Source organism: Nocardia sp. CA-151230, assembly GCF_050942175.1.
Classification (GTDB): Bacteria; Actinomycetota; Actinomycetes; order Mycobacteriales; family Mycobacteriaceae; genus Nocardia.
On sequence record NZ_CP192061.1, the window covers coordinates 1516374 to 1541604 of the forward strand.

General features: G+C 70.7%; 22 protein-coding genes. 12 read left to right on the top strand and 10 right to left on the bottom strand.

Going from position 1 to position 25231, the window contains the following annotated elements:
• The first annotated feature begins 35 nt into the window (after positions 1 to 35).
• From ACQP1O_RS06695 to ACQP1O_RS06715, 5 genes are all read left to right on the top strand, one after another.
• Entirely contained in the window at positions 36 to 908 is an 873-nt protein-coding gene (locus tag ACQP1O_RS06695; protein WP_433564995.1) for a class I SAM-dependent methyltransferase, read from the top strand.
• A 64-nt stretch (positions 909 to 972) separates the two neighbouring features.
• Positions 973 to 2277, top strand: coding sequence for a DUF1800 domain-containing protein (locus ACQP1O_RS06700; RefSeq protein ID WP_433564996.1), 1305 nt, complete (start codon positions 973 to 975; stop codon positions 2275 to 2277).
• Between the two features lie 13 nt (positions 2278 to 2290).
• Positions 2291 to 3484, top strand: coding sequence for a DUF1501 domain-containing protein (locus ACQP1O_RS06705; RefSeq protein ID WP_433564997.1), 1194 nt, complete (start codon positions 2291 to 2293; stop codon positions 3482 to 3484).
• Positions 3485 to 3622: 138 nt separating this feature from the next.
• On the top strand, positions 3623 to 9646 hold the full coding sequence (locus ACQP1O_RS06710; protein WP_433564998.1) for an amino acid adenylation domain-containing protein: 6024 nt from the start codon (positions 3623 to 3625) through the stop codon (positions 9644 to 9646).
• Positions 9647 to 9697: 51 nt separating this feature from the next.
• Positions 9698 to 10726 (top strand): LLM class flavin-dependent oxidoreductase, encoded by a 1029-nt coding sequence (locus ACQP1O_RS06715; RefSeq protein ID WP_433564999.1) that lies wholly within the window; start codon positions 9698 to 9700, stop codon positions 10724 to 10726.
• Here ACQP1O_RS06715 and ACQP1O_RS06720 read toward each other — a convergent pair.
• A complete protein-coding gene (locus ACQP1O_RS06720) occupies positions 10718 to 12040 on the bottom strand; it encodes a hypothetical protein (RefSeq protein ID WP_433565000.1) in 1323 nt (440 codons plus the stop codon). The two genes, ACQP1O_RS06715 and ACQP1O_RS06720, sit on opposite strands and share 9 nt — an antisense overlap.
• 140 nt (positions 12041 to 12180) lie before the next feature.
• On the opposite strand from ACQP1O_RS06720, the gene ACQP1O_RS06725 reads away from it, so the two are divergent.
• Entirely contained in the window at positions 12181 to 12342 is a 162-nt protein-coding gene (locus tag ACQP1O_RS06725; RefSeq protein ID WP_433565001.1) for a hypothetical protein, read from the top strand.
• Between the two features lie 42 nt (positions 12343 to 12384).
• Here ACQP1O_RS06725 and ACQP1O_RS06730 read toward each other — a convergent pair whose 3' ends face one another.
• On the bottom strand, positions 12385 to 12525 hold the full coding sequence (locus tag ACQP1O_RS06730; protein WP_433565002.1) for a hypothetical protein: 141 nt from the start codon (positions 12523 to 12525) through the stop codon (positions 12385 to 12387).
• A gap of 108 nt (positions 12526 to 12633) precedes the next feature.
• On the opposite strand from ACQP1O_RS06730, the gene ACQP1O_RS06735 reads away from it, so the two are divergent.
• Positions 12634 to 13242 (top strand): MerR family transcriptional regulator, encoded by a 609-nt coding sequence (locus ACQP1O_RS06735; protein WP_433565003.1) that lies wholly within the window; start codon positions 12634 to 12636, stop codon positions 13240 to 13242.
• 115 nt (positions 13243 to 13357) lie between these two features.
• Here the strand turns inward: ACQP1O_RS06735 and rplL are convergent, their stop codons facing one another.
• Genes rplL through ACQP1O_RS06750 form a run of 3 tightly spaced genes read right to left on the bottom strand, consistent with a single transcriptional unit; the run spans position 13358 to position 14597 of the window.
• A complete protein-coding gene (gene rplL, locus ACQP1O_RS06740) occupies positions 13358 to 13741 on the bottom strand; it encodes a 50S ribosomal protein L7/L12 (RefSeq protein WP_357001394.1) in 384 nt (127 codons plus the stop codon).
• Between the two features lie 41 nt (positions 13742 to 13782).
• A complete protein-coding gene (locus tag ACQP1O_RS06745) occupies positions 13783 to 14214 on the bottom strand; it encodes an acyl-CoA thioesterase (protein WP_433565004.1) in 432 nt (143 codons plus the stop codon).
• Entirely contained in the window at positions 14214 to 14597 is a 384-nt protein-coding gene (locus ACQP1O_RS06750) for an acyl-CoA thioesterase (RefSeq protein WP_433565005.1), read from the bottom strand. The genes ACQP1O_RS06745 and ACQP1O_RS06750 overlap by 1 nt, the downstream gene beginning before the upstream one ends.
• A 138-nt stretch (positions 14598 to 14735) precedes the next feature.
• Between ACQP1O_RS06750 and ACQP1O_RS06755 the strand changes: the two genes are divergently transcribed.
• The 5 genes from ACQP1O_RS06755 to ACQP1O_RS06775 all read left to right on the top strand — a co-directional run bounded on the left by ACQP1O_RS06755 (position 14736) and on the right by ACQP1O_RS06775 (position 19644).
• Positions 14736 to 15692, top strand: coding sequence for a GlxA family transcriptional regulator (locus ACQP1O_RS06755; protein WP_433565006.1), 957 nt, complete (start codon positions 14736 to 14738; stop codon positions 15690 to 15692).
• 15 nt (positions 15693 to 15707) lie between these two features.
• Positions 15708 to 16439: a DJ-1/PfpI family protein gene (locus ACQP1O_RS06760; RefSeq protein ID WP_433565007.1), complete on the top strand. Its 732-nt coding sequence runs from the start codon at positions 15708 to 15710 to the stop codon at positions 16437 to 16439.
• A 20-nt stretch (positions 16440 to 16459) separates the two neighbouring features.
• Positions 16460 to 17647, top strand: a complete 1188-nt coding sequence (locus ACQP1O_RS06765) for a cytochrome P450 family protein (protein ID WP_433565008.1) — start codon at positions 16460 to 16462, stop codon at positions 17645 to 17647.
• Between the two features lie 132 nt (positions 17648 to 17779).
• A complete protein-coding gene (locus ACQP1O_RS06770; protein WP_433565009.1) occupies positions 17780 to 18784 on the top strand; it encodes a saccharopine dehydrogenase NADP-binding domain-containing protein in 1005 nt (334 codons plus the stop codon).
• A gap of 11 nt (positions 18785 to 18795) precedes the next feature.
• A complete protein-coding gene (locus ACQP1O_RS06775) occupies positions 18796 to 19644 on the top strand; it encodes an NAD(P)H-binding protein (RefSeq protein ID WP_433565010.1) in 849 nt (282 codons plus the stop codon).
• Here the strand turns inward: ACQP1O_RS06775 and ACQP1O_RS06780 are convergent.
• The 5 genes from ACQP1O_RS06780 to ACQP1O_RS06800 all read right to left on the bottom strand — a co-directional run bounded on the left by ACQP1O_RS06780 (position 19631) and on the right by ACQP1O_RS06800 (position 25231).
• The gene (locus tag ACQP1O_RS06780; protein ID WP_433565011.1) at positions 19631 to 21283 is read right to left on the bottom strand and encodes a sulfatase-like hydrolase/transferase; all 1653 of its coding nucleotides are present in this window, start codon (positions 21281 to 21283) and stop codon (positions 19631 to 19633) included. The genes ACQP1O_RS06775 and ACQP1O_RS06780 overlap by 14 nt on opposite strands.
• Before the next feature lie 63 nt (positions 21284 to 21346).
• Positions 21347 to 22204: a class II fructose-bisphosphate aldolase gene (locus ACQP1O_RS06785; protein ID WP_433565012.1), complete on the bottom strand. Its 858-nt coding sequence runs from the start codon at positions 22202 to 22204 to the stop codon at positions 21347 to 21349.
• Positions 22201 to 23142: a hexose kinase gene (locus ACQP1O_RS06790; RefSeq protein WP_433565013.1), complete on the bottom strand. Its 942-nt coding sequence runs from the start codon at positions 23140 to 23142 to the stop codon at positions 22201 to 22203. The genes ACQP1O_RS06785 and ACQP1O_RS06790 overlap by 4 nt, the downstream gene beginning before the upstream one ends.
• On the bottom strand, positions 23139 to 24296 hold the full coding sequence (locus ACQP1O_RS06795) for an N-acetylglucosamine-6-phosphate deacetylase (protein WP_433565014.1): 1158 nt from the start codon (positions 24294 to 24296) through the stop codon (positions 23139 to 23141). Before ACQP1O_RS06795 ends, ACQP1O_RS06790 begins: the two co-directional genes overlap by 4 nt.
• Positions 24293 to 25231, bottom strand: coding sequence for an ROK family protein (locus tag ACQP1O_RS06800; RefSeq protein WP_433565015.1), 939 nt, complete (start codon positions 25229 to 25231; stop codon positions 24293 to 24295). Before ACQP1O_RS06800 ends, ACQP1O_RS06795 begins: the two co-directional genes overlap by 4 nt.

Consider the following 25231-nt stretch of genomic DNA (forward strand, 5'->3'; position numbering starts at 1 on the left):
GTTCCGACGGCCGGGGACGGTTCTAGGCTGAGCCCATGGAGACGGGTAGGGCGAGTAGGACGGCGTTGGCTACCGCGTATGCGCGGGCCCATCACCAGCTTTCGGGGGAGCCTCGGGTGTTCACCGATCCGCTGGCGGCGCGAATTCTGGGGATGACGGCGGATCGGATCGGGGATCTGGATACCGCGACTCTGGATCGGCCGGGCGGGAACGATCCGCGGCAGCGGGTGCGACGGTATTTCCTGGCGGCGCGGGCTCGGTTCGCCGAGGAGGTGGTGGCCGCGGCGGTGGCCGACGGGACCACGCAGGTGGTGATTCTGGGGGCGGGGCTGGATACGTTCGGGTATCGGAATCCGTATCCCGGTCTGCGGGTGTTCGAGGTCGACCATCCGGACACCCAGGAGTGGAAGCGTGAGATGCTCGCGCAGGCCGGGATCGAGATTCCGGGGTCGCTCACGTTCGTTCCGGTGGATTTCGAAACCGGCACGCTGGCAGGGGGATTGGCTGCCGCCGGGTTCGATCGGGAGCGGTCGGCGGTGTTCGTCTGGCTCGGTGTGGTCATGTATCTGACCCGGGCCGCCATCGATGAGACCCTGCGGTTCATCGCAGGTCAGGGGCAGCCGGTGCATGTGGTGCTCGACTACCTGAGCGGGGGGAACACGGACGAGGAGCGTGCGGCGGTGCGGGCGCGGGCCGAGCGGATCGCGGCGATCAACGAGCCGTGGCTGAGTTACTTCGAACCCGAGGAGATCGAGAACCTGCTGCGTTCAGTGGGTTTCGATGCGGTCGAGTTGCGTTCGCTGGCCGGATTGTTCGAGGAGTATCTCGGCGAACCGCTGGCCGATCTGCCGCCGGGGTACGGTCGCGCGCCGCTGCTGCACGCGGTCCGCGGGCCGGTCGGGGACTGAAGATTGCCTGAAGCTCCGCGCCCGGCCCGCTGAGCGGGCGCGGAGGCGCTCGATACTCGGGGGCATGGGCAAATCTGCGGAGTGGATGCGTACCGCGCGGGTGCTGCGCCGGACCGGGTTCGGGGCGACCGGGCCCGAGATCGACGCGGTCCCGGATGTAGCGGGCTACCTGCGCGCCGCGCTGACCGCCGACCCCGAGGCCGATCCGGGCGCCCGGGCCACCCCCGTGCCGGAGCTGGTCCCGCCCGCCCCGCTCGGCAAGGGTGCGACGACCGAGGCCCGCAAGCAGTACCGGGCGCAGATCACCGGTCAGCTGGACACGCTGACCTGGTGGTGGCTGCGGCGTATGGCCACCGTCCGGGTCCCGGTCCGGGAGAAGCTGACCCTGCTGTGGCACAACCACTTCGCCACCTCGGCCACCAAGGTGCGCAATGCCGCCGAGATGGCCGCGCAGAACCGGACGCTGCGGGCCGGCGGCGCGGGTGACTTCGCCGCGCTCGCCTACGCCATGCTCACCGATCCGGCCATGCTGCGCTGGCTGGACGGCGTCGCCAATACCGCGAAGGCGCCCAACGAGAACCTGTCCCGCGAGTTCATGGAGCTGTTCGCGCTCGGCCACGGCAATGGCTACACCGAGACCGATGTCCACGAGGGGGCCCGGGCCCTGACCGGTTGGACCATTACCGGCGGTGCGGCCGCTTTCGGCGCCGAGCGTCACGACCAGGGCTCGAAAACCGTGCTGGGCGTGACGGGTTCACTGGACGCCCGGTCGTTCTGCGATGCCGTACTCGCCCGCCCGGAGTCCCCGCGTTTCGTGGCCGGGCGACTGTGGCAGCAGCTGGCCTCCGACGATCCGCCCTCCGATGCCGCCCTGAACCGCCTCACCGCCGCCTACGGCCCCGGCCGGGACCTGTCCGCCCTGGTGACCGCCGTCTGCACCGATCCCGAATTCACCACCGCCCGAGACACCGTCGTCCACGGACCGGTGGAATGGCTGATCGCCGCCGTGCGGGCCTTCCAGATCCCGCTGACCGCGGACGCCGATACCCGCGCCCTCGCCGGGACGTTGCGCAAGCTCGGCCAGCTGCCCTTCTATCCGCCGACCGTCGGCGGCTGGCCGCGCGGGCAGGGCTGGATGTCGAGTGCCGCCGCGCAGATACGGCTCACGGCGGCAATGGATCTGATGAAGCAGGCCGACCTGTCGCCGATCACCCAGGCGGGCCGAGCCGACCGCCTGGACGCCACCGCCTACCTGCTCGGCGTCGGCTCCTGGTCCGACCGCAGCGCCGCGGTGCTCGCGACCGCCGTCGATCAGCCGCCCCGGCTGGCCGCGCTCGCCATCAATACGCCCGAATACCTCACCAGCTGAAAGCCACACCACCATGCCGCAATTCAGTCGCAGACAGTTCCTGGCCGGCACCGGCGTGCTGGGCGCGCTCGGTGTGGCCGGCGCCTCGGTGATCACCTGGGACGAGCTGCAGCAGCGCGCCGTCACCACCCCGCTGGCCGCAGGCTCCGGAATCCTGGTGGTGCTCACCCTCTACGGCGGCAATGACGGCATCAGCACCGTGATTCCCTACGCGGACAACGCCTATCACGACGCCCGCCCCGAGCTGTCCTACCGCCCCGAGGAAGTCCTGCACCTGGACGACCAACTGGGCCTCAACCCGGCCTTGAAGGGCCTGTCCGGCATGTGGCGCGATCGCACTCTCGCCATTGTGCGCGGAGTCGGGTATCCCGACCCCGATCACAGCCACTTCCGTTCCATGGACATCTGGCAGACGGCCTCGCCCGACGAGCCGGTGCAAACCGGATGGATCGGCCGTTGGCTGGACGCGACCGGTGACGATCCGGTCCGCGCGGTCAATATCGGGCCCGTCCTGCCCCAGCTCGCCATGGGGGCTGAACACACTGCGGCAGCGCTGGATCCCGCGTCCGCGCCGCTGTCCGGCGACCTCGCGGCAGCTCTGTCCGGTCTGGCCGCCGCCGACGCCTCCGACAGCCCGGCGCGGGCCCGGGTCTGCACCGGCTACCGGGCCGAACAAACTGTCCGGCAAACCTTTTCGTCTCTGAAGCCGCCGGGGAAGACGGCTGCGAACCCGCTGACCGCCCAGCTGGACCTGGTCTCCCAGTGCGTGAAGGCCGGTGTTCCCACCCGCGTCTATTCGGTCAGCCTGGGCGGTTTCGACACCCACGCCGACGAACGACACACCCAGGAACAGTTGCTGGGCCGCCTGGACGAGGCGGTCACCGCCTTCCTGAAGGACCTCTCCACGCATCCGCGCGGCCGCGATGTGGTGCTGATGGCCTACAGCGAATTCGGCCGCCGGGTGGCCGCCAATGCTTCGCAGGGCACCGATCACGGCACCGCCGGACCCGTCTTCCTGGCCGGGGCGTCTGTGACGGGCGGCTTCCACGGCGACGAGCCCAGCCTTACCGACCTCGACAATGGCGACCTGAAGATGACCGTCGACTTCCGCGACGTCTATCACGAACTGCTGCACCGGGTCCTCGCCACCGACCCTGGCCCGGTGGTCGGTTCCGGTCGCCGTGACCTCGGCCTGCTGTCCGCCTGACCGCGGCGTGCCCGGAATGTCGGCCCCGCGACACACGTAAGTGTTGCCGACCCGCCCGGAACGCGGTATTCAGTTCGCTCGTGTGGGAAGGCGAATCGAGGCTGAGAGTAGGGACCGGTGCGCGCCGATGTTTCTGCGGTGGGCCGGGCGAGAAACACGCATGGCCGCCGCCACCCACGGATCCGACTGCTGCCCCAGCTACTGGCCGCGGCGGCGGAGGGTAATCCGTCCGGGATCGCACTGCGCGCGGGCGCGCAGTCCCTGACCTATGCCGAGCTCGACGAGCGATCCGCCCGCCTGGCGCGGGTGCTGGTGGCGCGGGGGCTGGGTCCGGGCGACCGGGTGGTGCTGGCGCTGCCGCGTTCGCCCGAGGCGGTGGTCGCGGTCTGGGCGGTGGCCAAATCCGGGGCGGCCTTCGTGCCGGTCGACCCCGGCTATCCGCCGGATCGGGTGGCGCACATGCTCGCCGACGCGGGCGCGCGCTGCGGGCTCACCCTGGCCGCGCTCCGCGACCGGCTCGGCGCCGCCCTCGACTGGCTCGAACTCGACGCGCCCGACTGCGCCGCACTCGTCGCCGACGCCTCGGCGGAATCCATGGACTTCACCGAACGCACCCGCCGCCTGCACGGCCGGGACATCGCGTACGTCATCTACACCTCCGGCTCGACCGGGGTCCCGAAAGGTGTGGCCGTCACGCATTCCGGCCTTGCCGGGCTCTGCGCCGAGCAGTCCCGCCGGTTCGCCGTCACCGCCGAGTCCCGCACCCTGCACTTCGCCTCCCCGAGCTTCGACGCCGCCGTGCTCGAACTACTGCTGGCTGTCGGAGCCGGCGCGACCATGGTGCTCGCGCCCGCGGACTGCTACGGCGGTGGCGAACTCGCGGACCTGCTGCGCGCCGAGCGGGTGACGCACGCCTTCCTGACCCCGGCAGTCCTGGCGGGACTGGAGGCGAGCGGGCTGCCCGACCTGGCGGTGGTGGTCGCGGGCGGCGAGGAGTGCCCGCCGGATCTGGTCGCACGCTGGTCGCCGGGACGGTCCTTCTTCAATCTCTACGGCCCGACCGAAACCACCGTCGCCGCGACCATCAGCACCGCGCTGACCACCGCGGACACCGTCGATATCGGCGGACCGATCGCCGGGGTGACGGCTCTCGTCCTGGATGCCCGGCTACGGCCGGTGCCGACGGCGGTGGCCGGTGAGCTGTACCTGGCCGGGCCGGGCCTGGCACGCGGGTATCACGAGCGTCCCGGGCTGACCTCCGCCCGCTTCGTGGCGCACCCGAATGGCAAGGGGGAGCGCCTCTATCGGACCGGTGATGTGGTGCGGTGGATCAGCGGCCGCGCCGGTGTCCCGGTGCTGCAATACCTGGGCCGCAACGATTCGCAGGTGCAGATCCGGGGCATCCGGGTGCAGCTCGATGAGATCGACGCCGTCCTGTCCGCACACGAATCCGTATCCTTCGCGATCACTTTCGTGCGCCGCCTGCGCAGCGGGGCCCACGGTGTGGTGTCGTACGTGGTGCCCGCATCGGATGCGGTCGTGGATACCGTGAGCCTGGCCGAGTATGCGCGGCAACAGCTGCCACGCCACGCCGTTCCCGCCGCCCTCACCGTGATCGACGCGGTTCCACTGACTCCGTCCGGCAAGCTGGATCGGGCCGCCCTGCCCGAGCCCATCGTCGCCGCGCGCCCGTACCGGCCGTCGTCGACCGCCACCGAGCGTGCCGTGGCCGCCGCCTTCACCGAGCTGCTCGGGGTGGGCCGGGTCGGCGCGGCCGACGACTTCTTCGAGCTCGGCGGAAACTCCCTACTCGCCATCCGATTGGCCGGGCGCCTGGGTGCGGATCGGGGCACCCGGGTACCCGTGCAGTTGATCTTCGAGCATTCGACGGTGGCCGAGCTGGCGGCGGCCGTCGACGGGGTCGACGCCGGAGCCCGGCCACCGCTGACCGCGCGGTCGCACCGCGCGAGCCGGGCGCCGCTGTCGCCGGCACAGCAGCGCCTGTGGTTCCTGGCACGTCTGGAACCGGGATCGGCGACCTACAACATCCCGTTCGCACTGCGCCTGTCCGGCGAACTCCACACGGCGGCACTGGAACTCGCCGTGCGTGATCTGCTCGACCGGCACGAGGCGCTGCGGACCAGCTATCCCGAGCACCACGGCACCGGTTATCAGGACATCCGGCCCGCCGCCGCTGTCCAGTGGGATCCGGCACCGGTCGACATCGCGGAGTCCGAGGTACGGCCGCAGCTGATCGCGTTGGCGGGCACGGGATTCGACGTCACCACCGAGGTCCCGGTGCGTGTGCGGCTGTTCCGGACCGCCGACCGCGAGCATGTGCTGGCCGTCGTGATCCACCACCTGGCCGCGGACGGCTTCTCCATGGTCCCGCTGACCCGCGACCTCATGACCGCCTACACCGCCCGCACCCGCGGCACGGTCCCCGACTGGCCGCCACTGCGTGTGCAGTACGCCGACTACGCGATCTGGCAGCGCGAATTGCTGGGCGCGGCATCCGATCCCGGCTCATTGTTGGCGACGCAACTGCGGCACTGGCGCGAGGCGCTGGCGGGCCTGCCCCCACTGCTGGACCTGCCCATCGATCGCCCGCGCCCGCCGGTGGCGTCGCATCGCGGTGCGGCCCAGCACTTCCGGGTGGACGCCACCCTGCACCGGGCGCTGGAGGAGCTGGCCCGCGCACGCGGCGTCTCGGTGTTCATGCTGCTGCACGCGGCGCTGGCGGTCGTGCTGGCCAGGCTGGCCGGGACCACGGATGTGGCGGTGGGCGTGCCGGTCGCGGGCCGCGGCGAACCCGAACTCGACGATGTGGTCGGCATGTTCGTCAATACCCTGGTCCTGCGCACCCGCATCGACCCGGCGGAGAGCTTCGCCCGCCTGCTCGACCGGGTGCGCGACACCGACCTGGCCGCCCTCGCCAGTGCTGAACTGCCCTTCGAACGGCTGGTGGCCGACCTGGACCCGCCGCGCAGCCGGGCGCATCACCCGCTGTTCCAGGTGGCCCTGTCCTTCCAGGAATTCGGCGCTCAGGTGCTGAGGCTGCCCGGTCTGACGGTTACCGCGGCCGATCTCGGTGAGACGTTCTCGCCCGTCGATCTGCAACTGACCGTCGTCCCGCAGCGCGACGCCGAAGGCGCTGCGGGGCTGAACTGTTCGTGGCGATACGCCGTAGATCTGTTCGATGAGCCGACCATCGCCCGGCTCGGCCGGCGGTTGGCCGCGCTGCTCGCCGCGGTCGCCGCCGACCCCGAGCGGGCGGTCGGGGACCTGCCCCTGACCGAGGCCGCCGAACTCGCGACCTTCGCGACGGCCGGGCCGAATCACGCAGCGCCACACAGGTTCATGTTCGAGGCGTTCATGGACCGGGCCCAGCGCACCCCCGGCGCGATCGCGGTGACCGGAGACGGTGCCGCACTGACCTACCGCGAGCTTGCCGAGCGATCGAATCGCCTGGCACGCCGGCTGATCGGGCTGGGCGTCGGTCCCGGTGCCAGGGTCGCCGCGGCACTGGATCCCGGTCCCGATCTGGTGGCATGCCTCTATGCCATCGTGCAGGCCGGTGGCGCGTTCATGCCGATCGACCCGGGCCAGCCCGCCGATCGGATCGAGGCCATGCTGGCCGCGGCCGCACCCGTGTGCACGGTGACCGCCGATCTCCTGAATCCCGCTGAGCTGTCCGAGTTCTCCGCCGATCCGGTGACCGACACCGAACGGCTGCGGCCGCTGCGTGAACAGGACCTCGCCTATGTGATCTTCACATCCGGCTCCACCGGCCGCCCCAAGGCCGTCGGCGTCTCGCATGCCGCCCTGGCCGGCTACATCGCGTTCTTCACCGCCGAATACCAGCTGACCGAACGTGATACCTACCTTCAGCTGGTGCCCGCCACCTTCGACGCATCGCTCATCGGCGCCACCGTCCCACTCGCCGTGGGCGCGCACCTGGTGATCCCGTCGGGTCCGGGCCGCACCGATCCCGAGCACCTGGCCGATCTCATGGCCCGCCACCGGGTGTCGGCCTTCCTCGCCGTGCCGTCCCTGCTGCGCGCACTGCTGGACCATGCTCCGGCGGGATCCTTCGCGGCACTGCGTGTGGTGTGGGCCGGTGGTGAAGCCCTGCCCGCCGAGCTGATCCGGCGGTTCACCGCCGCCGGTCCGGCCCGGCTGCACAACCTGTACGGGCCCACCGAGGCCACCATCTCCGTGACCGGTGTCGAGGTCACGCACTGGGGCGACGCGCCGGTGTCCATCGGTGCGCCGCACTGGAATTCACGCGCCTACGTCCTCGATTCCCGCCTGCACCCCGTGCCGGTGGGCACACCTGGTGAGCTCTACGTCGCGGGTGCTCAACTCGCCCGCGGCTACCTCGGACAGGCCGGCACCACGGCGGATCACTTCGTGGCCGATCCCTTCACCGCCGCAGGGGAGCGTATGTATCGCACCGGCGACCTGGTCCGGCGTACCCACTGCGGCGGCCTGGAATACCTGGGCCGCACTGATTTCCAGCTCCAGCTGCACGGCCTGCGCATCGAACCCGGCGAGGTGGAGGCAGCACTGCGCGCGCACCCCGCCGTCGCCGAGGCCGTTGTGGCGATCCGCCGGGACCGGCTGGTGGGATACCTGCGCACCGGCGCGACCGAACCCGACCTCTCCGATGTGCTCGCGACAGTCCGAAAGCGGCTGCCCGGCTACATGATTCCGGCCCAGCTGACCGTGGTCCAAGCCTTCCCCCTCGGACCGACGGGCAAACTGGACCGGTCCGCGCTGCCCGATCCCGAACTCCCGGTGCGGGAATACCGGGTTCCGCAGACACCCGAAGAACTGGCCATCGCGGACGTGCTCAGTGCGGAACTGGGCATCGATCGGGTCGGCCGTGAGGACGACTTCTTCGCCCTGGGCGGAAACTCCCTGTCCGCCATCCGGGTTCGCGCCGCCCTGGCCGACCGGCTCGGCCTTCCCGTACCGCTCGCGCATCTCTTCGCCCATCCGCAGGTGCGGGAACTTGCCGCCGCGCTGCGGGCGGACTCGGCCCCGACCGGCGCCGAACCCGGCCCCTCGGCCGACACGGCCCTGGCCCCGGAAATCACCGCCGCGGGCCTCCCCGCGCCGCGCCCCGGCGAGCCCGCCGCCATTCTGCTCACCGGCGCAACAGGATTCCTCGGCGTCTTCCTGCTGCGGGAGCTGCTCGACCGAACCTCCGCGACCATCCACTGCCTGACACGCGCCCGCGATGTCTCCGCCGCACGCGACCGGATCTCCGCGAACGCCACCCGCTACGGCCTCGACATCTCCGCCGATATCCATCGAATCGCCGCTGTTCCCGGCGATCTCGCCCGACCCCGGCTCGGCCTGGCTCCGGCCGAGTTCACCGAACTGACCCTGCAGATCGACGTGATCTACCACGCCGCCGCCCTCGTCAACCACCTCGAGCCGTATGCGCGCATGCGCGACGCCAATGTCGGCGGCACGGTGGAGGTCCTGCGGCTGGCCACCACGGGTCGCTGCAAGCCGGTCCACTACATCTCGACCGCCTCGGTCGCCGACGCCCCGCTCCCGCACGGTCTGCCGGGCTACGTCACTACGAAATGGGTTGCCGAACACCTCGTCCGGACCGCCGCCGACCGCGGCCTGCCCGCTCGCGTCTACCGCCCCGGCCTGATCACGGGCGATTCCCGCACCGGCGCCGCCGGCACCGACGACGCCTGGTGGACCATGCTGCGCGCCATGCTGGTCCTCGGCCTCGCACCCGAGCTGCCGGACGCCGAGGTCGCCATGCTGCCGGTCGACCAAGCGGCCGCGGCCATCGTGGCCGCGGCAGCCGAGCCCTCAGGACGCGCCACCGTCGGCTTGCTGCCCGGAAGAACGTTGTCCCTCAAAGCTATTCGCGACGAACTGCTGGGCCGGGGCTATCGGGTCGACCTCGTCGACCCGGCGGAATTCGCGTCCGCGCTGCTGACCGCGGCCGAACAGCCCGGAGCCGACGACCTGCTGGTGCGAGCGGCCGCACTCACCGTCAACCATTCGGCCGAGGTGACCGGGGCCCCCAGCGATGCGGACTCCGCCTGTCCCGGCGCCGACCGAGTCACCCTGAAGCGCTACCTCGACTACTACGTCGCCACCGGCTTCCTCCCACCGCCGCCGCTGTGACCCGGATCGCGCTCTCGGAATCAAAGCCCGCCGCCTGCGTTGGCACTGATCATGACTGCGGCACTGCGGGCGATCCGCTTCTCCATCCTGGACCGCTCCCGGGTGCGCCTGGACCAGCCGCACCCGGAGGCCCTGCGCGAGACCGTCGAGTTCGCCCGTCTCGCCGAGGACTGGGGCTACCACCGCTTCTGGGTCTCCGAACACCACAGCGTGCCAGGCGTGGCCGGGTCCGCGCCGACGGTCCTGGCCGCCGCCATTGCCGCGGCCACCTCCCGCATCCGTGTCGGCACCGGCGGCGTCATGCTGCCCAACCATCAGCCGCTGATCGTCGCCGAGCAGTTCGGTGTCCTGGAATCGCTGTATCCCGGCCGCATCGATATGGGCCTGGGCCGCTCGGTCGGCTTCACCGGCGGCGTGCGCCGCGCCCTCGGCCACGACCGGCGCGACGCCGAGGACTTCGACGCCCAATTGTCCGAGCTGCTGGCCTATTTCGCGGGTGGTCGCCAGGGTGTGCACGCCTGGCCCGCGGAGGGCCTGCGGGTGCCCGCCTTCCTGCTCGCCACCGGTTCCGGGGCCGAGCGTGCCGCCCGTTTCGGCCTGCCCCTGGTCATTGCGCCCGTCACCGGCGAGGACGTCATGGCCGGGGCGATCGAGCGGTACCGCACCGGCTTCCGCCCGGGTCCCGGCGGCGACGAACCCTATGTCGTCCTGTCCGGCTCGGTCGTCGTCGCCGATACCACCGAGCAGGCGCACCGCCTGCTCCTGCCCGAGGCCTGGTCGGCGGCCTGGTCCCGCACCCGCGGCGAATTCCCGCCTCTGAGCCCGCCCGAGCTCATCGAGCGCGCACCCATGACCGACCGCCAGCGCGAGCTGTTCGGGGAAGCCCTGCGCGGACACATCCACGGCACCGCATCCGAGGTCCTCGCCGACCTCGACCGCCTGGTGCGCCGCACCGGTGCCGACGAATTCCTGGTCCACACCAGCACTTACGACCGCACCGCCCGCCTGGAGTCCCATCGCCGGCTCGCGGAGGCGGTAGGACTGCGCGCCGATGTGGAAGGACAGCGCGCCTCAGCGTGAGCCGTGCCAGACGCCGTCATGGTCGCGGTGGGTGGACAGGTAGGCGGTGTCGGTGAGCAGCGTGTCGTAGAAGTCCAGGTCGATGTGCTGGGCCTGGAGGTAGTTCATGATCCAGACCGTGGGCACCGTGCCCGGGAACTTCCCGAAGGTCTCATCGATGTAAGTCGCTTGGAGAGCGACGAATTCGCGGAAGCGGCGGTCCCACGGCGCGGCCGCGCCGCGGACGCCCGGGGTGTCGGCGAAGGGCCCAGGCGTCGCCGGGTGGTACGGCCCGCCCGGCCCGAACTTGCGCTCGGCCAGCGCCTCGACCGCGGCGGCCATGGACTCGTGGTGCGGCCGGCAGAACGCCTCGAACACCCCGGGCCGCCCGGTGGGATTGGGGAACGGCCAGTCCGGATCGGCGTCATAGCGGAACCCCAGGCCCGGGACCTCCGGATCGCCGGACGCCCCCAGCACGGTGAGCCGGTCGATACCGTCGAAGGTCCACCCGCCCAAACCCATGGCACCGAGCAGCAGGTGGCCGTTCACCACCGCCGCCATGAGTTCCGCGGTGGCCTCGGTCAGCGAGTACTGCTCGACGAAGCTGAGCGGAATCGGATCGGTGAAACGCAAACGGTCCCGGTACTTTTCGACGCCCGGGATCTCCCGCTTGTTGATGTCGTCATACAGCGCGAACCCGTTCTGGACGAAGAAGGCGATATTGGCCAGCAGCTGCTGGGCCACATCCGCGACCGGAATCACCAGCAGCGAGCCGGCGTGATTGGCGATCCAGGTGTTGTGGCCCTCCAGGTACGGCTCCTCGCGCGGAATGTGAATGCGCTTGTCGGACAATCGGATCACCCGCGCCAGCAGCGCGTTCAGCTGGGCCTCGGCCGCACCGTCGCCCTCGGCGTAGACCGTCGTCGGCGCGGCGTCGCGGGTCGGCAGGAAGTAGGTCCCGGAGTCGTCGGTGAAGAAGAACTCGCTGGTGTGGAATCCGGCCGCCGAGGCGAAGGTGCGTCCCGTCGCCGACCCGCTGTAGTTCGGCCACGCGGGCGCGTATCCGGGATGGTGGCTGATCCCGAAATGCCAGCCGGTCCAGCCCGCGACGGTATTGAGCACCACCGCCCGCTCCAGCTCGCTCAGCGCGCGCGGCGCGTGCTTGCTGGTGAAGGCCAGCGGGCCCGCCGGAATGCTCCCGCCCAGCGGAAAGCGCCGGGAGCGCCGCCCGTAGATGGCATCCAGGAGTGGGAAGCGCGCCAGTTCGCGTAGCGCCTCCCGCTCGCCATCCCCGGGAGTCAAGGGCGGCAATCCCACGGAGCTCGAGTCCGACATTGTTCTCCTAGGTAAACGGAAGGTGAACGGAACTTGACCAAAAGGTCGGAGGTGAGCCATAATTGCCGATCTGTGCCTCGCAACCCGCGAGGTCTGTGCAATCGGTATTACGCCGGCGCAACTCCGGAAGGAGGGCTGTCATGGCTTTCATCAACTTCTCTCGTAACCCGCTGACCGTGCTCTCGGTCCTCGCAGAGCGTTCTCGCTCGGCGCTCACCGCTCAGGAACGGGCCAATCTGCGGTCCACCCGGGCTCGCGCCGCGATCTTCAGTGCCTCGCTCGGCGCCCACAGCACTCGCTGAGCCGGCTGACGCAGAGTCACGTACCACGCCCGCCGTCCCGAATCATCCGGGGCGGCGGGCTTTTTCACTGTTCTGCGCGTAGGTGCAGGCGGGTGTAACCGGAATCCGGTGCAGGAACGGCGCGGCGATCGGCGCCGTCGACGGCGACAGCTCGCGGCCCGTCGCCACATCATCGGCTGTCATAGCCGAAACGTATCAGTTCGCGCCCGGGGGCTTGTGATCGGGCTCACGCTTGAAACCGACGTAACGTCAGGTTTTAGCGTGGGTGGAGCACACCGAAAGGGAGGCGCGATGGGCGAGCGGACCTGGCGAGTCGGGGAATTGGCCCGGGAGATCGGGGTGACTGTGCGCACGCTGCATCACTACGACCGGCTCGGGCTGGTGACGGCGTCCTCGCGCACCGGTGGCGGGCATCGCTGCTACGGCGAGGCGGACGTGCGGCGGCTGCATCGCGTGATCGCGTTACGGGACTTCGGGTTCACGCTCGAGGAGATCGCGGGCGTGCTCGCCGACACCCCGGATCAGGATCCCCGCGACCTGGTCCGCCAGCAGCTCGAGGTGCTCGACCGCCGGATCGCACAGGCCCTGCGTCTGCGCGCCCGCCTGCTCGGTGTGCGCGACGGCCTCGACCGCGTGGCCGAGCCGTCGGCACTGGAGTTCCTGCGATTGATCGAGGAGATGGTGGCCATGAATCAGCCCATGACACTGGAGGAATTCACCCGGCTCGCCCGGCAGCGCGAGGCCCGCGTGCGGGAGCTCACCGAGGAGCAGCGCGCCGAGCTGTTCCAGCGCCGTGAGGCCGCATTCGCCGCCTTGAGCGCCGAGGAGGTCGAGCGAATGCAGGAGGAGCGCCGACGCTATCTGCCGCCCGGCTTCGAACCCGGTGGCGCGCAAGGGTAGTCGCGTCGGCGAGTGTGGCCCCGGTGTCCCGCCGGGGCCGCGCTCGTATCGGCGGGTGCACCGGCACGCCACCAGGGCGCCGCGCAGAGGACTGATCAGCGCAGAACCGTATTGATCAGCGGAGAGCGGCGCGGGCTCCGGCGGCCTCGAGTCTGATCCGGGCCGCCTCGGCGGCATCCTTGTCGACCTTCTCCAGGACCGCCTTGGGGGCCGCCTCGACCAGGTCCTTGGCCTCCTTGAGGCCGAGGCCGGGAATGATCTCCCGCATGGCCTTGATGACCTGAATCTTCTTGTCCCCGAAGGATTCCAGGACGAGGTCGAATTCGCTCTGCTCGTCCGCCGCCTCGGCCGGCGGCGCATCCGCCACGGCCTGGACGGCCACGGGCGGCGCGGCGGTGACACCGAACTCTTCCTCGAACGCCTTCAGGAACTCCGAAAGCTCCAGCAGCGTCATACCTTTGAAAACGTCGAGCAACTCGACAATGGTCATCTTGGCCATGATGTACCCCTTGCAACGCTGACCAGGCGATACGAACAAGTCTAAGCGTGCGGGGCCGCCAAGGTCATCAGATATTCGCGTTCTCCGCGTGTCAGCGGGCGTGGCGCGCCGTCGTCGATGGCGACCAGCGTGGAAGTGGCGGAGAGATACAGGTATTCGGCGTCGCGGACCTCGTGGGCCAGGGTGAACGAGGTGGTGCCGATGCGTTTCACGACCGAGGTGACGCTGACCGGCGCGGCCCGGAAGAGCAGCGGCATGCGATAGGACAGGCGCTGGCCCGCGACCACCACCCGCCACCGGGCGCTGCCGGATTCGTGGCTACCCGGCAGAGACTCGTGGCTACCCGCCAGAGACTCGTAGCGGCCCAGCAGATCCGAGCGGGCCTCGTCCAGGTACTGGGCGAACACCACATTGTTGAGGTGCTGCTGCGCGTCGATGTCGGTGCGGCGCAGCTGGATGTCGTAGGTGTGCATCAGGCTTCCAGATCCTTCAGCAGGTGGCGCTGATCCTCGGGCAGCGGGCGCGACCTCTGGGCGGTCTGGTCGAAGGCGACCATGGTGCACACGGCCGTGGAGTACACCACGTCCTCGTCCCGGATCTCCTGCTGCAGCGCGAACGACGAGGTGCCGATCTTGGTCACCCAGGTCTCCACCCGCACCGGCTGCTGGCGGTAGCGCAGCGGCGTCAGATAGTCGATGTCCATCTGCGCGACCACATTGGCGCCGCCGAAACCCCGCGTCCAGAACAGGTCGATGCGGGATTCCTCCAGGTAGCGCAGGTGCGCCGCATTGTGCACATGCCCGTCGGCGTCCATGTCGGACCACCGCAGGGGGCACAGGAAAAGGTGTCGGGCCACCCCGCATTCATATCAAGCGGGCCGGGGTGATTCAGCTCATGCCAGGTCGGTCGGCAACCTCCGGGCTAGTGCCGGATGGCCGGATCTGCAAGAGTCGTGTCATTGACGCCATCGGGGCGGAGACCGCAGGCTGAAGGCATGCGGGTGGTGTTGATAGTGGTCTTCGACGGGTTCCAGCTGACCGATCTCGCCGGGCCCGCCGACGTGTTCACCGGGGCGGCCGCGCTCGGCGCGACCCCGGGCTATCGGGTCGAACTGGCCGCCGCGCAGGCCGGTCCGGTGCGTTCCTCGTGCGGCATCGAGGTGACCGCGGCGCACGGGCTCGACACCTGGGACGGGCCGCTGGACACGCTGCTCGTGGTGGGCGGGCTGACCGTATGGGCCGCGGCCGGGGACGCCGATCTGGTGACCGGCATCCGGCGGCTGGCCGGCGGCTCGGATCGGGTGGGCTCGGTGTGCTCGGGCACCTTCCTGCTGGCCCGGGCCGGACTGCTGGACGGCCGCCGCGCCACCACGCACTGGGCGGGCGGTGAGCTGCTGGCCGAGCAGTTCCCGGCGATCACCACCGAACCCGACCGCATCTATGTGCGCGACGGGCCGATGTGGACCTCGGCCGGGGTGACCGCGGGCATCGACCTGGCGCTGGCCATCGTGGCCGCCGACCACGGGCCGGACCTGGCGCGCGAGGTGGCGCGCTGGATGGTGGTGTACCTGCACCGCCCCGGCGGGCAGAGCCAGTTCAGCGCGCCGCTCGCGGCCAACCCGCCGAAGCGGAATTCGCTACGGGCGCTGCAGGTCTGGATGGAGGAGAATCCGGAGGCGGATCTCTCGCTGTCCGCGCTGGCCGGGCGGGTCGGCATGAGCATCCGGCACTTCTCCCGCGTCTTCGCCGGCGAGACGGGGACCACCCCCGCCCGCTATGTCGAGCAGGTCCGCGTGGCCGCGGCCCGGCGCCTGCTGGAGACCACCGACCAGCCCATGGATCGGATCGCCGCTGCCGTCGGGCTCGGGAGCCCCGAGACCCTGTACCGAATCTTTCACCGCCAGCTGGGCATACCGCCGGGCGAGTACCGCGCCCGGTTCACCACATTCTGAAAGGGGGAGTGTCCCATGACATTCCAGATCGCCATCGTGCTCTACCCGGGCATGACCGTGCTCGACGCGATCGGTCCGTACGAGGTGCTGCGGATGATTCCGGACAGCGAATTGCGGTTCGTTTCCAATGAAGTCGGCCCGATCGTCTCCGACAGCGGAGTGCTGGCGCTGGGCGCGACCCACACCTTCGCCGAGACCCCCGCACCGGATCTGGTGCTGGTCGGTGGATCCGAGGCCGCGACCACCGAGGCCATGGCCAATCGCGAGCTCATCGACTGGTTGCGGGCCGTGCACCCGAACACGCAGTGGACCACCTCGGTCTGTTCCGGTGCATTGATCCTGGCCGCCGCCGACATCCTGCGCGGTCATCCCGCCACCACGCACTGGGCCGCTCAGCCCGCCCTGGCGGCGTTCGGGGCCGAGTCGCGCCCGCACGACCGGATCGTGCACAGCGGCAAGATCGTCACCGCCGCCGGGGTTTCCGCCGGAATCGACCTCGGGCTGTGGCTGGTGGGCCGGATCGCGGGGGAGCAGGTCGCGCAGATGACCCAGCTCTACATCGAATACGACCCGCACCCGCCGTTCGACACCGGCCACCCGGACAAGGCGCCCGCCGAGATCATGCGGAAGGCCCGCCTGACGATGACCAAACGGGCCGCCACACCCCGCCTTCCGGTCGACCTGGCCACGACCGCCTGGCGGCTGACCCTCAACCGCATGCGGGAACGCGCCGCCGCCAAGCGCTGACTTCCCGTACCGTCGGAAGGGTGACCGAGCTGCTCGGCGAGCACTTCTTCGCCAATCCGCATGCGTACTACCGGCTTTGGCGCGAGCAGGGCCCCGTCTACCGGGTGCATTTCGGCGACGGCGTGGACCGCTGGCTCATCATCGGCTACGAGGAGGCGCGCGCGGCGCTGGCGGATCCGCGGCTGTGCAAGGACATCGACCGGCTGGAAGCGGTGATCGAGCGCAAGTACGCCGGGACCTGGGCGGGGCCGCGCACTCACGACGGCCTGCGGCACATGCTCAATGCCGATCCGCCCACCCACACCCGGCTGCGCAAGGCGGTGTCCCAGGCGTTCACCGCGCGCCGGGTGGCCGCGCTGCAGCCGATCATCGAACGGACGGCGAACGACCTGCTCGACGCCATGGCCGGGCACGAGCAGGTGGATCTCCTGCAGGCCTTCGCGGTGCCGCTGCCGGTGGCGGTGATCTGTCACCTGCTGGATGTGGACATCGAGGACCACGGCACCTTCCGTGAGTGGACCAAGGCCCTCGTCGGCACCCTGGAGCCGGACGTGGACCGGGCCCGGGCGCACGACGAGATGGTGGCGTTCCTGCGGAAGATACTGCAGCGCAAGCGGGCCGAGCCCGGCGAGGATGTGCTCTCGGCGCTGGTCGCCGACGACGCCGAGCTCGACGAGGGCGAGCTCATCGGCATGGCACTGCTGCTGCTGGTCGCCGGGCACGAGACCACGGTGAACCTGGTCGGCAACGGCATGCTCGCCCTGCTGCGCGACCGTCCCTGGCTGGAACGGTTGCGCGACGACCCGGACCTGATCCCCGCCGCCGTCGAGGAATTCCTCCGCTTCGACGGCCCGGTCGACATGGCCACCCTGCGCTTCACCAGCGAACCGATCACCGTGGGCGGCACCGTCATTCCCGAGGGCGAAATGGTCCTGGTGGCTCTGGCCGCCGCCAATCGCGACCCGCGCCACTTCAGTGATCCGCACCGCGTCGACCCCACGGCCGACCGCACCGCCCACCTGGGCTTCGGCTACGGCATCCACTACTGTGTCGGTGCGCCCCTGGCCCGCCTCGAGGGCCGGGTGGCCTTCAGTGCGCTGCTGCAACGCTTTCCGGACATCACGCTGGCCGTCGACGACTCCGAGCTGCGGTGGTATCCGAATGCCGTGATCCACGGCATGAAGCGATTGCCCGTGCGTCTTTCCTGATCCGGCTCCGGGGTGCGGGGATCCGGGAATCGAAATTCCCCGGCGATAAGCGATGACTTTTCGTCGGCGCGGCGGTCTATATACATGAACTGATTTTCGAATTGTCCGTCGAGTCAAAAGAGTTGATCTTTCATGACCGTATTCGCCATCTACGGGGCCACCGGTCACACCGGTCGCCTGGTCGCCGCTGATCTCGCCGCACGGGGAAAAGAGGTGGTGGTGTCCGGGCGAGATCCGGATGCTCTGGCTGCCCTGGGCTGTTCGCGGGTGATGCCCGCCGCGCTGGATGATCCAGCGGCATTGCGGGCGCTGGCCGAGGCCGCCGACGTGATCATCCACTGCGCGGGGCCCTTCGCCACCACCGGACTGCCGGTCGCCACCGCCGCCGTCGAGGGCGGTTGCCACTATGTCGATCACGCGGTGGAGGTGCATCACGTGAAGCGGCTGTTCGACAGCTTCACCGAGCCCGCGCAGCGGGCCGGTATCACCATGCTGCCCAGCGTGAGTTTCTATGGGGGACTGGGTGATCTGCTGGCCGGCGCGGTCGCGCGCGGGATCCCCGACATCGACCGGATCACGGTGGCCTACAACGTCACCAACTGGATGATGACCCATGGCGCGGTGGAGACCGCGCGGCTGCTGTTCGCCGACACGGATCGCATCGGCTACGAGGACGGCGAGCAGCGGTACGGATTCGTGGAACCGCGACAGGCGATCTTCGCGTTCCCGCCGCCGGTCGGGCCGCGGCCCATGATCGCGCCGGTGCCGTTCCCGGAAGCGGTCACGGTGCCCCGGCACACCCGCACCAGGGCGGTGGAGGCGCAGCTGACCTCGCGCACGTTCGAGGAGGAGCAGGCCTTCGCCAGTGAGCAGGTGGACGCGGCCGCCCGCGCCGCGAGCGAATTCATGATCGCCGCACAGGTTCTCGCGCCCGGCGGCTCCGCGGCCGGGACGCTGACCGGCCGGGACCTGTGGTCGGCGGCCGCGCTGGCCTCGGTGGAAGCCGCGGTGCGGCTCGCCGAGGGCGGTGCGAAGAGCGGAGTCGCCAGTCCCGGTGAGGCTTTCGACGCCGTGGACTTCCTGAGCGGCCTCGCCGCGCGCGGGGCCTTCGAACTACGGTTGCCGGCGACGGCGTGAGGAGCAGAGCAATGGAACCGATTCTCGTCACCGGCGCGGCCGGTGGAAGCCAGGGCGGCACCGGCCGGCTGGTCGCCGAAACCCTGATGCGCGCGGGTCTGCCGGTGCGTGCCTTCGTGCACAGCGATGACGGCCGTGCGGCCGAGCTGAAGGATTCGGGCGCGGAGGTCGTCGTCGGCGATCTGCGCGAGATCACCGCCGTGACACCCGCCCTGCAGGGCGTGCGCCGGGCCTACTTCACCTATCCGGTGACCGCCGGAATGATCGACGCCACAGCGGTTCTCGCGGCCGTCGGCCGTCAGGCCGGGCTGCAGCGCGTGGTCGCGACCTCACAGCTCGGCTCCGATCCGCAGGCGGGCACCCCGCACATGCGGCGGCACTGGGTGGCCGAACAGGTGCTCGACACCGCCGGCATCGGCGCCGTGCACCTGCGCGCGGCGGTGTTCTACGAGAACCTGCGGGTGGCCATCGGCGACCGCGGGGAGCTGGCGCTGCCGCTCGGCTCGCCCGACACCGTGCTGCCGCTCATCGCGGGCGCGGATGTGGCGGGGGTCGGGGCGGGCGTGCTGCGCACCGAGGGCCCGGTGGATCCGGTGCTGTGGTTGGCGGGCGAGATCATGACCGTCGGCGAGGCCGCCGAACTGTTCGGCGTCCCCTACCGGAACGTCGATCCGGCGGAGTGGTCGGAGTGGGCCATGACCGTCTACCGCGACGCGGTGGCCGTCGAGCACCTGACCCACCTGTGGACCATGTTCGCCGCTATCGGATCCGGTCACGAGCTCTTCCGCGTGACCGAATCCATCGAGCGGTTCACCGGCCACTCGCCGATCACCCTGCGCGAGTTCGTCACTTCGGCGTGAGGAAGTCCTCCAGGAAGTTGCCCAGGCGTTCGGCGCGCGCGGCGATGCTGCGGTTGGACTGCACATAGTCGTCGATGCCCTGCTCCTGGGCGTCCTTCAGGTACCCGGGCAGCGGCTGCTGGATCTCGGTGTCGATGGCCTGCGCCAGCAGCTGTGCCATGGTGTCCCGCTGCGGATTTCCGGTCGCCGCCTGATTGTCGAGCTCCAGCCGGCCGTTCTCGGTGGAGTAGTCGTAGAGCTCGAACTCCTGCTCGGCCGACGCGTCGATCTGGATGCGGCCGTCCAGCCACTTCGAGTAGGACGCGAACTTGGCGTCGGCCGTGCGCACCATGGCCACGTGGCCGGGCGCGTTGTGGTCGAACAGGATCGCCGCCTCCTCGATGGTGGACTCGTCGGTGGTGTGCGCGATCCACGGGCGTCCGGCGGCGGAGGCATTGCGGCACAGGGCAGCCAGGTCCAGGCGGCCCCGCAGATGCTCGTAGCGGTCCCCGGCCCGCCAGTCCGAGCCGCCGGTGGCGATGGTCAGCAGTAGGGGCGTGAGGTCCACGCTGGAGGTGAGTTGCGTGCGGGCGCTGGTGGAATCGGTGGGGCTGAGGTATCCGCGCGGGTCGTGCACGTACAGCGGCACCCGGACCGCCTCGTCGTAGGCGCCGCCGCCCTTGCCGTGCAGCCCGTGCGATCCGGCGTAATCGCCGTGATCGGAGGTGAAGACGATGACCGTATTGGCGGCGACGTCCGGTCGCGAGTACAGCGTGTCGAGGACCCGGCCGATCTGCCCGTCGACCTGCTGCTGCAGCCATAGGTACAGGTTGCGCATGTCGATCCAGGCCTGGGTGGCCTCGGGCGTGCCGTAGGGTGCGAGCCCGAACGCCACCACCGACGCCTGCACCAGTGCCATCTGCAGCCGCGGCTTGGCCGAAAGCTGTTCCAGCGATTCGAAATTCCCGGGCAACTGGTCCATCCAGCGTGGAATGTCGAGGTTGGCCTGGTCGCGGCGGGTCCAGCGCGGCCAGTACTGGATGTCGTGCGGATTCACCAGTGACACCGTGGTGCACCACGGCGACCCGCCGGAATCGTGCTCGAACCAGTCCACGAAGTCGTCGACGATCTTCGGATCGGCCTGCAATCCCTGCCCCGGCGCGCCGTTCGGCGACGGGTAGGTGCCGCCGCCGAACCCGTAGGCGTCCAGCGCGCCCGGCGTGCGGTCCGGGTAGTGGCCCAGATGCCATTTGCCCCACCAGGTCGTCTCGTAGCCCTGCTCGCGCAGCATGGAGCCCCAGGTCGGGAAGCGCGGGGAGAGCGTGGATTCCGAGACCACCATGCAGCCGGTCTGATGGCTGTAGAGCCCGGTCACCAGCGCGCCGCGGGAGGCAGTGCAGTCGTTGGCGGCGGTGTAGTGCTGCTCGAACGAGACGCTGCCGTGCCGGATGCGGGCCAGATTGGGCAGCAGCTGATCCAGGGTCTGCTGATCGGGGAACCAGGCGGGCGCGCGCATCTCGTCGACGATGACGACGAGGATGTTCGGTTTGCCCGGGTCCACATCGGCTCGGGCCCGGGGTGCCGGTCCGGTCGTGGTGGCGGCCACCGCCGCCGTCACCGATGCCGCTGCTCCCGTCAGGAATCCACGTCTGCCGAACAAGGGGCCTCCTACTGCCGAAGTGGCGATTCCCGGGCAGCGTAGGACAGTTTCGCGAGCCGATCGTCACGCCTGCGCGGGACCCGGCATCCCCCGCCCGGGGGACAGGACGCAGAGGTAGTGCTCGACCTCGTGCTGGATCGCGGTCCGGCCGGGACCCAGATATCGGCGTGGGTCGGAGAGGTCCGGGTGTGTCGCGAGGGTCGACCGAACCGATTCGGCCAGTGCGATATTCAGGCGGGTCGCGATATTGATCTTCGCCATGCCGTGCCGGACGGCCGCGCCCAGGCCGGCGTCGGAGACGCCCGACGATCCGTGCAGTACCAGGGGGACCGGGAGTTTCGCGGCCAGGGCGGCGATCAACTCGGTGTCCAGCATGGCATCGCGGGTGCGCATGGCGTGGGCGGAGCCGACCGCCACGGCCAGCGCGTCCACCTCGGTCGACGAGACGAAGGCGACGGCCTCGTCGGGATCGGTACGCACACCGGGGGTGTGGGCACCGTCCTTGCCGCCGATCGCGCCCAGCTCGGCCTCCACGTGCACGCCCCGCTCGTGGCACCAGCGGGTGATGGCCGCGGTGGCCTCGACATTGGCGGTGTAGTCGAGGGCGGAGCCGTCGTACATGATCGAGGTGATGCCGAGTTCCACCGCCTGCGTGACCAATTCGCGAGACGTGGCGTGGTCCAGGTGGACCGCGAGGTCGGCGGGGCTGTCGGCGGCCAGGTCCAGGCAGGCGTGCGCGAGCGGCTTCAGGCCCCGGTGGTAGTGGACGGTGTTCTCCGAAATCTGGAGCACCGCAGGCCGATTCGCGGACTCGGCCGCGGCGGCGATGGCCTGCGCGTGCTCCAGGGTGATGACATTGAACGCGCCCAGCCCGCCGGGACGGGCGGCGGCGAGCAGCTCGGCGAGCGGGACCAGCGTCACGGGTGGGACTCCGGGATCAGTGCGGTGACGCTGACGGCGGGGGCGAGGCGGTCGCGGAGCGTCAGGTCGATCTCGCCCGCCACCGGGATCACCACGGCCGCCGCGGAAGTCGCGACGGCATCGGTGAGCAGGGCAGGCCAGTCCGGCTCGCTCTGGGCGGCCAGCGCGCGGATCACCGCGGCCGCGGCCGCATCGCCCGCGCCGGTCGGATTGCCGGCCAACGGTTCCGGCAGTGTCGCCGACCAGGCCCCCGACGCCGTCACCGCGACCACGCCGGCCGGGCCGCGGGTGGCGACGACGGCGCGGACACCGGCCGCCAGCAGTGAGCCGGCGGCGGCCGCCACGGCCCGCGGGGTATCGGCGACCACGCCGGTGAGACGTTCCAGCTCATCCTGATTGGGGGTGAGCACGACGCCGGGAACGGCGGCCGCGAGCTTCAGCGCCGGACCGTCGACATCGCACACGGCCGGTACGCCCGCCGCGACGGCCGTGCGCACCAGGTCGGCGGGCACGGCGTCGTCGACCCCGCCGGGCAGCGATCCGGAGATCACCAGCCCGCGCAGCTCGGGCAGCAGGAACGCGACGCGATCCAGCAGCCGGTCCACGGCGTGCGGCTCGTGCACGTACGCGCCCGGCTCCCACAGGCCGGTGGCGGTGCCGTCGCGGGATTCGCTGATCACCAGGGTGCGCCGGACCCATGGCAGGGCGGGCACGAAGTCGGCGGGAAATTCGGCGGCGGCCGCCGCGGCGAAGGTGTGGTCGGCGAATCCCGTTGCCCGCACACAACTTCCGAGCTGGCACAGGACGCGGGTGACATTGATGCCCTTGCCGCCCAGGCGCTGCTCGACCGAGAGCACCCGCTGGGCGCGTCCGCGTTCCAGGCGTTCGAGCCGGTAGGTCAGGTCGTAGGCGGGATTCATGGTGACGGTGAGGATCACGCCAGCCACCGTCCCCGCCGCAGCACCCGCCGCAGGTTGAGGTCGTCGTCGAGTACCACGGCGTCGGCGTACAGACCCGGCCGCAGGTCGCCGACCTGATCCAGCCCGGTGGCGTCGGCGGGGGTGGAGGTGACGGCCGCGACGGCGTCGTACAGCGGGACGCCGCACTCGCGGACCGCCCAGCGCAGGCAGTGCAGCAGTGTCGCGGTGCCGCCCGCCAGCGAGCCGCCCGGCACCCGGGCCACACCGTCGGTCACGGTGACCGGCCGGGGTCCCAGCCGGTACTGCCCGTCCGGCATGCCCGCGGCCTGCATGGCGTCGGTGACCAGCACCACACGGTCGGGGGCGGTGGCGAAAACCAGTGCGCCGAAACCGGAATCGACGTGCACGCCGTCTCCGATCACCTCCACGAAGGCCTGCCGCTGAGCCGCCGCGACCAGGCCCGCCGCCACCGGCCCGGGCGCCCGATGATGCAGCGGCGGCATGCCGTTGGCGAGATGGGTGACCAGGGTGGCGGACCCCTCCGGGCTCAGTGCCGCCCGGAAGCGGGCATAGCTCGAATCGCTGTGGCCGACGGCGACCACCACGCCAGCGTCGATCAATTGTTTTGCGGCGGTGTCGAATCCGGCACGTTCCGGGGCCAGGGTCATGACCCGCAGGCTGCCCTCGGTGGCCCGCAGCAGGCGGTCGATCAGCACGGGATCCGGATCGATGAGGCAGCCGAGATCGTGTGCCCCGCAGCGGGTCCGGGACAGGAACGGTCCCTCGACGTGGATACCGGCGATGGCCCCGTCGGCGGCCAGCCTCCGCAGCACGGCGGCCTGGGCCACCATGGTGTCGGGCGCCGCGGTCACCAGGCTGGCCAGCACGCTGGTCGAGCCGCGCCGGTGATGGAAGGCCGCGGCCGCGCGCGCCTCCGCCGGATCCTCGGTGTCGAAACGATGGCCGAAACCGCCGTGGGTGTGGATGTCCACCAGGCCGGGGACGATCGTGCCCGCGTATTCGGGCGGCAGTTCGCGGTGGGTCGTGGCCCATTCGGTGGCCGGTCGCACCGTGGCCACCCGCTCGCCTCGAATCGAGACGACACCGTCCTCCAGCACCCCCGCCCGGGTCACCACCCGGCCGCGCAATTCGAGTCCGCGCCGGCCGCTCATCGCAGTTCACCCGTCCGCGCCAGGTGGGCCGCGCCGATCAGACCGGCCCGAATACCGAACTCGCCCAGTGTGACCCGGGGGACGGGCGCCACCCGCAGCAGGGTGGCGAGCCGAGCGTGCAGGCCGTCGGTGAGGACCGCGCCCGCGCGGGCCAGGCCGCCGCCGAGCACGATCAGCTCGGGGCAGCTCGCGTGCACCACACCCAGCAGGCCCGCGGCCAGCGCGTCGATGGCATCGTCGATTACTGCCCGCGCCTGCGGATCGGTGTCGACGGCGGCGAAAACGGTTTCCGCGCCAGTGATTTCGCGGCCGGTGCTGGCGGCGTAGGCGCGGACGATGGCCGGTCCCGACGCGACCGTCTCGACGCAGCCGGTATTGCCGCACGGGCAGGGTAGCCCGTCGCGGTAGCGCACCGGGATGTGGCCGTATTCCCCGGCCTGTGCGAGGCCGAGCCGGCCGGCGGGGGCGCGCACCAGGCGGCCGCCCACCGACAGCGTGCCGCTGATGCCGGTGCCGAGGATCAGGACGCAGACATCGTCGAGGCCGCGGCCCGCGCCGAAACGCCATTCGGCCCAGCCCGCCACGGTCACGTCGTGGTCGATGAGCACCGGCAGGCCCCAGCCGTCGGCGAAACGATTGCCCACCTTCGCATTCCGCCAGCCGAGATTGCTGCTGAACACCGCGATGCCGCGGTCGGAGTCGACCAGCCCGGGCAGGACCACCGCCGCCCGCGCCACCCGCTGCCGGTGGCCCGGCGGCAGGGCCGCCAGCAGCTCGCCGCCGAGCCGTTCGATGGCATCGAAGGCAGCCTCGCCGCGCGGTGTCCCGACGGTTGCCCCGCATCGGACAGCGCCGCCCGCATCGGTGATCTCGGCCTTGGTGGTGCCGCCCCCGACGTCCACGGCGAGCACCAGATCCGTTGCTGCGTCAGCCAT

Coding starts and splice junctions, on each gene's coding strand:
- ACQP1O_RS06695 (WP_433564995.1), top strand. CDS start 36: ATGGAGACGGGTAGGGCGAGTAGGACGGCGTTGGCTACCGCGTATGCG.
- ACQP1O_RS06700 (WP_433564996.1), top strand. CDS start 973: ATGGGCAAATCTGCGGAGTGGATGCGTACCGCGCGGGTGCTGCGCCGG.
- ACQP1O_RS06705 (WP_433564997.1), top strand. CDS start 2,291: ATGCCGCAATTCAGTCGCAGACAGTTCCTGGCCGGCACCGGCGTGCTG.
- ACQP1O_RS06715 (WP_433564999.1), top strand. CDS start 9,698: ATGACTGCGGCACTGCGGGCGATCCGCTTCTCCATCCTGGACCGCTCC.
- ACQP1O_RS06720 (WP_433565000.1), bottom strand. CDS start 12,040: ATGTCGGACTCGAGCTCCGTGGGATTGCCGCCCTTGACTCCCGGGGAT.
- ACQP1O_RS06725 (WP_433565001.1), top strand. CDS start 12,181: ATGGCTTTCATCAACTTCTCTCGTAACCCGCTGACCGTGCTCTCGGTC.
- ACQP1O_RS06730 (WP_433565002.1), bottom strand. CDS start 12,525: ATGACAGCCGATGATGTGGCGACGGGCCGCGAGCTGTCGCCGTCGACG.
- ACQP1O_RS06735 (WP_433565003.1), top strand. CDS start 12,634: ATGGGCGAGCGGACCTGGCGAGTCGGGGAATTGGCCCGGGAGATCGGG.
- rplL (WP_357001394.1), bottom strand. CDS start 13,741: ATGGCCAAGATGACCATTGTCGAGTTGCTCGACGTTTTCAAAGGTATG.
- ACQP1O_RS06745 (WP_433565004.1), bottom strand. CDS start 14,214: ATGCACACCTACGACATCCAGCTGCGCCGCACCGACATCGACGCGCAG.
- ACQP1O_RS06755 (WP_433565006.1), top strand. CDS start 14,736: ATGCGGGTGGTGTTGATAGTGGTCTTCGACGGGTTCCAGCTGACCGAT.
- ACQP1O_RS06760 (WP_433565007.1), top strand. CDS start 15,708: ATGACATTCCAGATCGCCATCGTGCTCTACCCGGGCATGACCGTGCTC.
- ACQP1O_RS06770 (WP_433565009.1), top strand. CDS start 17,780: ATGACCGTATTCGCCATCTACGGGGCCACCGGTCACACCGGTCGCCTG.
- ACQP1O_RS06775 (WP_433565010.1), top strand. CDS start 18,796: ATGGAACCGATTCTCGTCACCGGCGCGGCCGGTGGAAGCCAGGGCGGC.
- ACQP1O_RS06795 (WP_433565014.1), bottom strand. CDS start 24,296: ATGAGCGGCCGGCGCGGACTCGAATTGCGCGGCCGGGTGGTGACCCGG.
- ACQP1O_RS06800 (WP_433565015.1), bottom strand. CDS start 25,231: ATGGCTGACGCAGCAACGGATCTGGTGCTCGCCGTGGACGTCGGGGGC.